Here is a 10,076-nt window from a genome sequence, read left to right as displayed (position 1 = left end):
CTCACGCAACTGCGAAGCAAGGTACCGGGGCTGATCGAAACCAGTGACCACGGGCTGCTACTGGCCGAACCACGCGCTCCTACAGGGGCTGTGCCCAGCTGCGATGGCGGCGTTAGAGCTTGGCTTTGACGGCCGCCAGGGCATCACCGTCGGTTTTACTCGTGACCCCGGCCAACCACCCCTCCAGCACCTGCGGATGGGCCTTCACCCAAGCCTTGGCGGCGTCATCGAAGCTCAGCTTCTTATCCACATTCTCGGCCATGATGGTGTTTTCCATGTCCAGTGTGAACGCCAGGTTGCTCAGCAGTTTCGCCGCATTCGGGCAGGCTTGTGGATAACCTTTGCGGGTCAGGGTAAACACTTCGCCCTTGCTGCCAAACCATTTTTCGCCGCCGGTCAGGTAATGCATCTTCAGCTTCACGTTCATCGGGTGCGGTGTCCAGCCCAGGAACGTGACGAACTGCTGCTTCTTCACCGCCCGGTCCACCTGGGTGAGCATCGCCTGCTCGCTGGACTCGATCAGCTTCCATTGCCCTAGGTTGAAGTCGTTGTTGGCGATGATTTCCTTGAGTGACAGGTTGGCCGGCGCGCCAGAGCCGATGCCGTACAGCTTCTTGTCGAACTGATCGGCATGGTTTTGCAGGTCGGCGAAGTCTTTCACCCCGGCGTTCCACACATAGTCCGGTACTGCCAGGGTGAACTCGGTGCCTTCAAGGTTGCGCGCCAGCCGGTGGACATCGCCATTGGCGACGAACTTGTCATGGAAACCTTGCTGCGCTGGCATCCAGTTGCCGAGAAACGCGTCGACCTTGCCGTCTTTCAGGCCGCCATAAATGATCGGCACCGCCAGGCTGTCGATTTTCACCTGGTAACCCAGGCTTTCGAGCAGCAGGCGGGCGATGGCATTGGTGGTGGCGATGTCGCTCCAGCCGGGGTCGGCCAGCTTCACGGTGCTGCATTGTGCGTCGCTGTCGGCGGCGTGGGCCGTGCCCAGGCTCAGGGCCAGGGCGAGCACGGTGGGGAAGAACTTCTGCATGGCGGCCTCTCTACTCAATCCAGGGGTGCGGGCTGTGGATAACGTGCCTTGCGCTCGAGGTCATCGAGATCGATGTGGTTACGCATGTACTGTTGGCTGGCATCCACCCAGGGTTGGTGGTCCCAGCTTTTCAGCTTGCCGATGGCCAGCGCTTCGGCCACCAGGCGCCGGCGCCGTTGGCTGGCCAATACCTGCTGGCGCAGGGCCGGAATGTCCCAGCGCTGCTTCGCTTCATCGACAAATGCCTGCAGCAGCGCCTGATGGTCGGGGCCGCCGGTGAGGTTCTCCCGCTCGTGCGGGTCAATGCTCAGGTCGAAGAGTAGACACGGGTCGTCCTCGCTGTACACGAACTTGTAGTTGCCGCGCCGGATCATCATCAGTGGGCCGACGGTGCCTTCGGCCATGTATTCGCCGATCACCTCGTCATGCCCGCCCTGCCCTTGCAGATGGCCCAGCAGTGAGCGGCCATCCAGGTGCAGTTGGTTATCCACAGCGCCACCGGCCAGTTCCACCAGGGTTGGCAGCAAATCGCAGGTGGACACGCAGGCGGCAACCCGCGCCGGTTGAAAGCGTTTGGGCGCATGCACCAGCAGCGGCACCCGGGCCGACATTTCGAACCAGTGCATTTTGTACCAGAGCCCGCGTTCGCCGAGCATGTCGCCGTGGTCGCCGGAAAACACCACCACGGTGTCGTCGCTCAGGCCGCATTCTTCGAGGGTTTGCAGCAGTTGCCCGATGTTGTCGTCAATGTAACTGCAGGCGCCGAAGTAGGCGCGCCGGGCATCGCGGATTTTGTCCACAGGCAGCGGCTTGTCCCATAGGTCGTAGACCTTGAGCAGGCGCTGTGAATGCGCATCGAGCTGGTGTTGCGCCATTTCAGCGCGGGGCATGGGGATATCCACACCCTGGTAGCGATCCCAGTAGCGCTTGGGGATGGTGTAGGGGTCGTGGGGGTGGGTCATCGATACGGTCAGGCAGAACGGCCGGCCATCGGCTTCACGCACGTGGTCGTAAAGGTATTGGCGGGCCTTGAACACGACCTCCTCGTCGAAGTCCAGCTGGTTGGTGCGCACACAGGGGCCTGCTTGCAGCACCGAGGACATGTTGTGGTACCAGCTGGGGCGCTGGTCGGGGGCATCCCAGTTCACCGCCCAGCCGTAGTCGGCGGGGTAGATATCGCTGGTCAGCCGTTCTTCGTAGCCGTGCAACTGGTCGGGGCCGCAGAAGTGCATCTTGCCCGACAGCGCCGTGCGGTAGCCGAGGCGGCGCAGGTAATGCGCATAGGTGGGCACGTCGGCAGGAAAGTCGGCAGCATTGTCGTAGGCGCCGATACGGCTGGGCAACTGGCCGCTGACCAAGGTAAAGCGCGATGGCGCGCACAGCGGGCTGTTGCAGTAGGCCGCGTCGAACACCACGGCTTGCTCGGCGAGCCTGGCAAGGTGGGGCATGCGAATCGGCGATGGGCTGTAGATGGGCAGCATGGGCGCGGCCATCTGGTCGGCCATGATGAACAGGATATTGGGTCGCTGCATGGGGCCTTCCATCGTTAGAAGTTATGGTGATCGCTTGCAATCGAGCATGGAGCTGTGGATAAACGCGGTAAAGCCCATGCCGGGCAATGACTGGGATTAGCCAGAGTTATGTTTGATCACCTTGCCGAGTTGCCCCTCGACACCCTGCGCGTTTTCGAAACCGCTGCCCGCCTGCGTGGGTTTACCGCCGCAGCGCTGGAGCTGGGCACCACGCAGCCGGCGGTGAGCCAGCAGGTCAAGCGGTTGGAGGCCCAGTTGGGCACGCGGCTGTTCGACCGCATCTACCGCGGGATCGCCCTCACCGAAGCGGGCCAGTTGCTGTTCGAACAGGTGCACCTGGGGTTGCAGGCCATGGATGACGGGGTGGCCCAAGCCAGTGGCCGTGGGCAACGTGAGGTGTTGCAGGTGGCGACCGACTTTGCCTTCGCGGCGTTCTGGTTGATGCCGCGGCTGCAGCGTTTTCACCAGGCTTATCCACAGGTGGATGTGAGCTTGGTCACTGGCGAGCGCAGCCAGGGCATGTTGCGCCCGGATATCGACGTGGCGGTGTTGTTCGGGGATGGGCGCTTTCACCAGGGCGAAAGCCGCTGGCTGTTCGATGAGGAGGTTTTCCCCGTGTGCAGCCCGCGCTTGATGCCTGGCAACGCCTTGCCTGCCGAGGCTTTGCAGCATTTGCCGTTGCTGCATTTGCGCGGTGAGCAGGCCAGCCGCTGGTTCGACTGGGCTGGAGTGTTTCGCGGCTTTGGGCTGCACAGCGCGCCCCCGGCCGGGCAACTGCGTTTTGATAACTACACCCTGCTGATTCAGGCGGCGATTGCCGGGCAAGGCGTGGCGATTGGCTGGGGGCATCTGGTGGACGGGTTGGTGGAGCAAGGCCTGCTGTGCAGGCCGTTCGAAGGCAGCTTGCGCTCGGCGCGGGGCTATTACGCGGTGCTGCCGCCGCGTAAAAGGCGCGGGGCGTTGATTGCAAGGTTTGTGGATTGGCTGGAGAGCGAGCGAGGCCTGTAGGCGTTGAAATCGCTGATTCGGAAGTCACTCGGTCCATGTAGGAGCGGCCTTGTGGCTTGCCCCGCTACACCACGAAGTTCAGGTGTTCGCCTATGTGCAAGCCCAGCTCCAGCGTATCGACCAGGCCCGCCGCGACCCGCGCCAGGTCGCGCAAGCGCTTGGCCTGGTCGGGCGCCAGCGCTGCCTCATTGTGGCGAAACTGCTCGATGCTCAGGCCCGGCGCATCGTCCGGGGCATTGATCACTGTCCATTGCAGGCCGCTACGTTGCAGCCCGTCGACAATCCGGTCCATGCACTCGCGCTCCAGGCTGCTGTGGCCGCTGGCGCCTTCCAGCACCTGAAAATCGCCCACCAGCAGCAGCCGGCGTATAGTCGTGCGCGCCAACCCTGCCAGCAGGGCTTCGCACAGTTTGCGCTGGGTTGGCAGGTCGCCTGGGGCCAGTGCCGAGAGCAAGGCAATCACCGCCGAGCCACCGGCCATGCTCTGCTCGGCCTGGTCGGCATCAGCCAGCCCGCCTATCTTGTAATGCAGGCCGGGGCGCGCGGTATGGCGGCTGAGGTCGTCAACGATGGCGATCACCTCGTGCTGGCGCGCCAGCAGCTGGACCGTCAGGGCATTGCCCAGGCTGCTCTCGGCACCGAGCAGGACCAGTTTCAACGCTGGGGTTTCGGCATTTTTCACCGCATCACTCCCTTCGCAGGTGGGTGATGGTTGGACCGCATTCAGGAGTTATCGTGCAAAGGATCAAGGGCTATCACGCCCATGTGTACTACGACGCCACAACCCTGGCGCAAGCCCGCGAGCTGTGTGAAGAGGCGACGCGGCTGTTTGGCGTGAGCATGGGGCGCATGCACCAGAAGCCGGTCGGGCCGCACCCGGACTGGAGCTGCCAGCTGGCTTTCGGGCCGGAGGTGGTCGGGGTGGTGCTGCCGTGGCTGGCGCTGTATCGCAAGGGGTTGGTGGTGTTTCTGCACCCGCTGACCGGGGATGAGCTGGCCGATCACCGCGACCATGCGATCTGGATGGGGGCGGTCAGGCCGTTGGATTTATCGATGTTCGGCGGATAGGGGCCGCTGTGTAGCCCTGTTCCGGCCTCATCGCAGGCTGTCGCCAGCTCCCACAGTGAACCTGCCCAGCCTCGATATTGGGCCGGACTCAGACCCTGTGGGAGCTGGCGACAGCCTGCGATGAGGCCAGGAAAGGACTGCACAAAACTCCGGAACCTCCCACAACTTTGTAGGAGCGGCCTTGTGCCGCGAACACCGGCGAAGCCGGTGCCATCCGCGGAGATTAGTGGCTCACTTACGCGCAGCGCGCACCCCTTCTGCCAGCGCCGAGCACAGGCTCAGCACATCGTTGACCGCCTGGTCGGCGTCTTTGGCATGGGCGATCTTGTCGACCAGCGCCGAGCCCACCACCACACCATCGGCCAACCGCGCGATAGCAGCGGCCTGCTCAGGCGTGCGAATACCGAAACCGACGCTCACCGGCAGGTCGGTATGCCGGCGCAGGCGGGCGACCGCCTCGGTGACATGCTCGGTGGTCGCAGAGCCTGCGCCAGTAACGCCGGCCACCGACACGTAGTAGACGAAGCCTGTGCTGCGCTCAAGCACACGCGGCAGGCGCGCATCGTCGGTGGTCGGGGTGGTCAGGCGGATGAAGTCGATCCCCGCGGCCTGGGCCGGGGTAGCCAGCTCGGCATCGTGCTCAGGCGGCAGGTCGACGATGATCAAGCCATCGACACCGGCTTGCTTGGCCTCAGCCACGAACTTATCCACACCGAAACGGTGAATCGGGTTGTAGTAGCCCATCAGCACGATGGGCGTGGCCTGGTTTTCGACACGGAATTCGCGAACCATCTGCAGCGTCTTGGCCAAGGTCTGGCCTGCTTCCAGGGCGCGCAGGGTGGCCAGCTGAATCGCCACGCCGTCGGCCATCGGGTCGGTGAACGGCATGCCCAGTTCGATCACATCGGCGCCAGCGGCCGGCAGGCCTTTGAGCACACGCAGCGAAGCATCGTAGCCAGGGTCGCCGGCAGTGACGAAGGTCACCAGGGCAGCGCGGCCTTCGGCCTTCAGTTCGGCGAAGCGGGTTTCAAGACGGCTCATGCCTGTTTCTCCTGGGCGGCCATGTGGTTCATCACGGTTTGCATGTCCTTGTCGCCGCGACCGGACAGGCAGATCACCATCAGGTGGTCCTTGGGCAGGTTTGGTGCGCGCTTGATGGCCTCGGCCAGGGCGTGGGAGCTTTCCAGCGCCGGGATGATGCCTTCAAGGCGGCAGGTGGCGTGGAACGCATCGAGCGCTTCGTCGTCTGTGATGCTCACGTATTCCACACGCTTCACTTCATGCAGGTAGGCGTGCTCCGGGCCGATGCCGGGGTAGTCCAGGCCTGCGGAAATGGAGTGGGCGTCGGTGATCTGGCCGTCGTTGTCTTGCAGCAGGTAGGTGCGGTTGCCGTGCAGCACGCCAGGTACGCCGCCGTTGAGGCTGGCCGCGTGTTTGTCGGTGTGCACGCCATGGCCACCGGCTTCGACGCCGATGATCTGTACGCTTGGCTCTTGCAGGAACTCGTGGAACAGGCCCATGGCATTGGAGCCGCCGCCCACGCAGGCGACCAGGCTGTCAGGCAGGCGGCCTTCCTTTTCCTGCAGTTGGGCGCGGGTTTCCTTGCCGATGATCGACTGGAAGTCGCGGACCATGGCCGGGTAAGGGTGCGGGCCGGCCACGGTGCCGATCAGGTAGAAGGTGTCTTCGACGTTGGTGACCCAGTCGCGCAGGGCCTCGTTCATGGCGTCTTTCAAGGTGCCGGTGCCGGCAGTGACCGGGACGATCTCGGCGCCCAGCAGCTTCATGCGGAACACGTTGGCCTGCTGGCGCTCGATGTCGGTGGCGCCCATGTAGATCACACAGGGCAGGCCAAAGCGAGCAGCTACTGTGGCGGTGGCCACGCCGTGCATGCCGGCGCCGGTTTCGGCAATCAGGCGTTTTTTGCCCATGCGCCTGGCCAGCAACACCTGGCCGATGCAGTTGTTTACCTTGTGCGCGCCGGTGTGGTTGAGCTCTTCACGTTTGAAGAAGATTTTTGCACCGCCGCAGTGTTCGGTCAGGCGTTCGGCGAAGTACAGCGGGTTGGGGCGGCCAATGTAGTCGCGCTGGAAGTACGCCAGCTCTTCGAGGAACTGCGGGTCGGCCTTGGCCGCTTCGTACTCGCGGGCGAGGTCCAGTACCAGTGGCATCAGGGTTTCGGCAACGTAGCGGCCGCCGAACGAGCCGAACAGGCCGTTGGCATCGGGGCCGGGACGGTATTGGGACTGGGACATGGGGCGCTCCATAGGCGTTTTGGCTGGGGACGGTGCTGGCTGGGGTTGGGCAGCCTGGCACGTGTCGATGGGACTACTCTAACCACAGCAGGCCCGGCTGAAAACCGATAAGATTGCGCCAACATGTCAGGAAATCTCACGCGTTATGGCTCAGGATCTTCCCCCGCTCAACGCCCTGCGTGCCTTCGAGGCCACCGCGCGGCTCAGCAGTGTCAGCCAGGCAGCCGAAGCGCTGCATGTGACCCATGGTGCCGTCAGCCGGCAGATCAAGGTGCTCGAAGAGCATCTGGGCATCGCCTTGTTCGTCAAGGACGGGCGTGGCGTCAAACTCACAGATGCCGGTATCCGGTTGCGCGATGCCAGCGCCGAGGCGTTCGACCGGCTGCGCAGCGTGTGTGCAGAACTGTCCCGTGATGCCGATGAAGCGCCGTTCGTGCTCGGCTGCTCGGGCAGCCTGTTGGCGCGCTGGTTCATCCCACGCCTGGGGCGCCTGAAAGCCGACTTGCCAGAGCTACGCTTGCACCTTTCTGCCGGTGAAGGCGACCTCGACCCTCGGCGCCCCGGCCTGGATGCGCTGCTGGTATACGCCGAGCCGCCGTGGCCGGCAGATATGCAAGTGTATGTGCTTGCCGAAGAGCGTATTGGCCCGGTGATGAGCCCGCACTTCGAGGGCTTCGACCGTTTGAAAGCCGCGCCAGCCGTGGCTTTGCAACGCGAAGCAGTGCTCCACACCACCTCGCGCCCGCAGGCGTGGCCGACTTGGGCCGGGCAACATGGGCTGGATGCGCACGGGTTGAATTACGGGCAGGCCTTCGAGCATCTGTACTACTTGCTTGAGGCGGCAGTGGCGGGTTTAGGGGTGGCCATCGCGCCGCAACCCTTGGTTGCCGATGACCTCAAGGCCGGGCGGCTGGCCGCACCGTGGGGCTTCTCCCCCACCCGTGCGGCACTGGCCTTGTGGGTGCCCCGGCGCGCCGCTGACGGGCGCGCCGAGCAGCTGGCGCAGTGGCTGCGCCAGGCATTGCAGCAGCAGGTGGGTTAGTTGCGGCGGCACATCAGGTAGGCCGCCAGCAGGCCCAGGGCGCCAACAGCCACGCCAGCGGTGGTCCAAGGGTGTTCCTGGGCGTAGTCACGGGTGGCGATGCCGGTTTCGCGGGTGCGGGTTTTGACTTCGGCATAGGCATCACTGAGCAGGCTGCGCGAGTGCTTGAGGGCGTTCTCGGCATTGCCGCGCAGCGCCTTCATGGTCTTGTGCGACTCTTCCGAAGCGTCGTGCTTGAGGTTCTCGAGAGCGCTCAGCAGGTTTTCGATCTCGGCTTCCATGCTTTCCAGCGAGGTCTTGCGCAGCGAGTTGCGGGCCATGGTGAATCTCCTTCGCAGTAATGGGCTGTAAGAAATGCGACTGCGCCGCTTCAGGAAAGTGCGATCGAACTTTCTGTAGCCAACGCCGCTCGCAGGTAAACCCAGCCTGCGCTGCTAGGCTCAACGCACACGACACCTCAGGAGAGCGCCCATGACCGATCATCACACCTACAAGAAGATCGAACTGGTAGGTTCGTCGCCCACCAGCATCGAAGACGCGATCAACAATGCCCTGGCCGAGGCCGGCAAGAGCATCAAGCACCTGGAATGGTTCGAGGTGGTGGAAACCCGCGGGCATATTCGCGACAACAAGGCTGCGCATTTTCAGGTCACCCTGAAGGTCGGCTTCCGCATCGCCAACAGTTGAAACCAAACGGCGCTGGCCAAGGTTGGCGCAATGCGGTATTGAGGTTTGCAGGGCGCAATGCTGCGCCCTTTTCGACTTTTATCTGTACAAGGAATGCGCTAGATGAAGAAGTTGATCGTAGCAACGGGGCTGATGCTGCTGGCCGGTGGGGCAATGGCTGCGGGCAAGCCCTGCGAAGAGCTCAAGGCCGAGATCGCCGCCAAGCTGGATGCCAAGGGTGTCAGCGGATATACCCTGGAGATCGTCAAAAAAGGCGAACCAGCGGGCAAGGTTGTGGGCACCTGTGAAGGTGGAACCAAAGAAATCGCCTACAGCCGAGGCTGATTACTCCGGCACAATCGCGGCAGTTCGGCGCACCGAACCGCCGCGATTGTGCTTGTTCAGGCTTTGAGTGCCTGCGCCAGCAGCTCATAGGACCGCACCCGGTCCGCATGCTCATACAGGTCACAGGTGAAGATCAGCTCGTCTGCGCCGGTCTGCTCCAGCAGCACCTCGACCTTGGCTTTCACCTTCTGCGGGCTGCCAATCATGGCCAGGCCCAGGAAATTACCTACCGCATCGCGCTCATGGGGCAACCACAGGCCATCCATGCTGGCGACCGGTGGGCGCTGCATCAGGCTCTGGCCCCGCATCAGCGCCAGAATGCGCTGGTACACCGAGGTGGCCAGGTATTCGGCCTGCTCATCGGTGTCGGCAACCACCATCGGCACCCCGAGCATCACGTAGGGCTTGTCGAGGGTGGTCGAAGGTTTGAAATGGTCGCGATAGATGCGGATCGCCTCATGCATGTAGCGCGGCGCAAAGTGCGAGGCGAAGGCGTAAGGCATGCCGCGCATGCCGGCCAGTTGGGCGCTGTACAGGCTGGAGCCGAGCAGCCACATCGGCACCTCGGTGTCGTGGCCGGGCACGGCGATGACTTTCTGGTCATCGGTACGCGGGCCGAGGTAGCGCGACAGCTCCTCGACATCGTCCGGGAAGTCGTCGGCGCTGCCAGAGCGTTCGCGGCGCAGGGCATGGGCGGTCATTTGGTCGGAGCCCGGTGCGCGGCCCAGGCCCAGGTCGATGCGGCCAGGGTACAGGCTGGCCAGGGTGCCGAACTGCTCGGCAATCACCAGCGGCGCATGGTTGGGCAGCATTACCCCGCCGGAGCCGACGCGAATGCTCGAGGTGCCGCCGGCCAGGTAGCCGATCAGCACCGAGGTGGCAGAACTTGCGATGCCATCCATGTTGTGGTGTTCGGCTACCCAGAACCGGTTGTAACCGAAGCGTTCGGCGTGTTGTGCCAGGTCCAGCGAGTTGCGCAGCGACTGCGCCGGGCCTTGGTCGGCGCGCACGGGCACCAGGTCGAGGGTGGAAATCTTAAGGTCTCGCAGGTGCGTCATTGGAGCCTCCGCAGGGAAAGGGTGGCCCGAAGGCCCTCTGAACTCAGTATGGGCACATTCAGAGGA

General features: G+C 63.7%; 12 protein-coding genes. 5 read left to right on the top strand and 7 right to left on the bottom strand.

The window, feature by feature from the left end:
- Positions 1-112: 112 nt before the first annotated feature.
- Positions 113-1,036 carry a choline ABC transporter substrate-binding protein gene (choX, locus tag HU720_RS09120; protein ID WP_186519337.1) on the bottom strand — a complete coding sequence of 308 codons (924 nt, stop codon included), beginning with the start codon at positions 1,034-1,036 and terminating at the stop codon, positions 113-115.
- A gap of 14 nt (positions 1,037-1,050) precedes the next feature.
- Positions 1,051-2,568 (bottom strand): choline-sulfatase, encoded by a 1,518-nt coding sequence (gene betC, locus HU720_RS09115; RefSeq protein ID WP_186519335.1) that lies wholly within the window; start codon positions 2,566-2,568, stop codon positions 1,051-1,053.
- Between the two features lie 108 nt (positions 2,569-2,676).
- Between betC and HU720_RS09110 the strand changes: the two genes are divergently transcribed.
- A complete protein-coding gene (locus HU720_RS09110; RefSeq protein WP_186519333.1) occupies positions 2,677-3,576 on the top strand; it encodes a LysR family transcriptional regulator in 900 nt (299 codons plus the stop codon).
- Between the two features lie 64 nt (positions 3,577-3,640).
- On the opposite strand, the gene HU720_RS09105 is transcribed toward HU720_RS09110, so the two are convergent.
- Complete coding sequence (locus tag HU720_RS09105) at positions 3,641-4,258, bottom strand: NAD(P)H-binding protein (protein ID WP_186519331.1); 618 nt, start codon at positions 4,256-4,258, stop codon at positions 3,641-3,643.
- A gap of 53 nt (positions 4,259-4,311) precedes the next feature.
- Between HU720_RS09105 and HU720_RS09100 the strand changes: the two genes are divergently transcribed.
- A complete protein-coding gene (locus tag HU720_RS09100; protein WP_186519329.1) occupies positions 4,312-4,644 on the top strand; it encodes a DOPA 4,5-dioxygenase family protein in 333 nt (110 codons plus the stop codon).
- A gap of 231 nt (positions 4,645-4,875) precedes the next feature.
- Here the strand turns inward: HU720_RS09100 and trpA are convergent, their stop codons facing one another.
- Both trpA and trpB read right to left on the bottom strand, forming a co-directional pair.
- The gene (trpA, locus tag HU720_RS09095) at positions 4,876-5,685 is read right to left on the bottom strand and encodes a tryptophan synthase subunit alpha (protein ID WP_186519327.1); all 810 of its coding nucleotides are present in this window, start codon (positions 5,683-5,685) and stop codon (positions 4,876-4,878) included.
- The gene (gene trpB, locus HU720_RS09090) at positions 5,682-6,899 is read right to left on the bottom strand and encodes a tryptophan synthase subunit beta (RefSeq protein WP_186519325.1); all 1,218 of its coding nucleotides are present in this window, start codon (positions 6,897-6,899) and stop codon (positions 5,682-5,684) included. Before trpB ends, trpA begins: the two co-directional genes overlap by 4 nt.
- Before the next feature lie 145 nt (positions 6,900-7,044).
- On the opposite strand from trpB, the gene HU720_RS09085 reads away from it, so the two are divergent.
- Entirely contained in the window at positions 7,045-7,941 is an 897-nt protein-coding gene (locus HU720_RS09085) for a LysR family transcriptional regulator (RefSeq protein WP_186519323.1), read from the top strand.
- Here the strand turns inward: HU720_RS09085 and HU720_RS09080 are convergent.
- On the bottom strand, positions 7,938-8,261 hold the full coding sequence (locus HU720_RS09080; protein WP_186519321.1) for a DUF883 family protein: 324 nt from the start codon (positions 8,259-8,261) through the stop codon (positions 7,938-7,940). The genes HU720_RS09085 and HU720_RS09080 overlap by 4 nt on opposite strands.
- A 151-nt stretch (positions 8,262-8,412) precedes the next feature.
- On the opposite strand from HU720_RS09080, the gene HU720_RS09075 reads away from it, so the two are divergent.
- A complete protein-coding gene (locus tag HU720_RS09075) occupies positions 8,413-8,628 on the top strand; it encodes a dodecin (RefSeq protein ID WP_186519319.1) in 216 nt (71 codons plus the stop codon).
- Positions 8,629-8,730: 102 nt separating this feature from the next.
- Positions 8,731-8,952, top strand: a complete 222-nt coding sequence (locus HU720_RS09070; protein WP_186519317.1) for a DUF1161 domain-containing protein — start codon at positions 8,731-8,733, stop codon at positions 8,950-8,952.
- Positions 8,953-9,008: 56 nt separating this feature from the next.
- Here HU720_RS09070 and HU720_RS09065 read toward each other — a convergent pair whose 3' ends face one another.
- Positions 9,009-10,010: an LLM class flavin-dependent oxidoreductase gene (locus HU720_RS09065; RefSeq protein ID WP_186519315.1), complete on the bottom strand. Its 1,002-nt coding sequence runs from the start codon at positions 10,008-10,010 to the stop codon at positions 9,009-9,011.
- Between the last annotated feature and the right edge of the window lie 66 nt (positions 10,011-10,076).

Source organism: Pseudomonas sp. SWRI51, assembly GCF_014268825.1.
Lineage (GTDB): Bacteria > Pseudomonadota > Gammaproteobacteria > Pseudomonadales > Pseudomonadaceae > Aquipseudomonas > Aquipseudomonas farsensis.
This window is presented reverse-complemented; position numbering and strand designations above follow the sequence as displayed.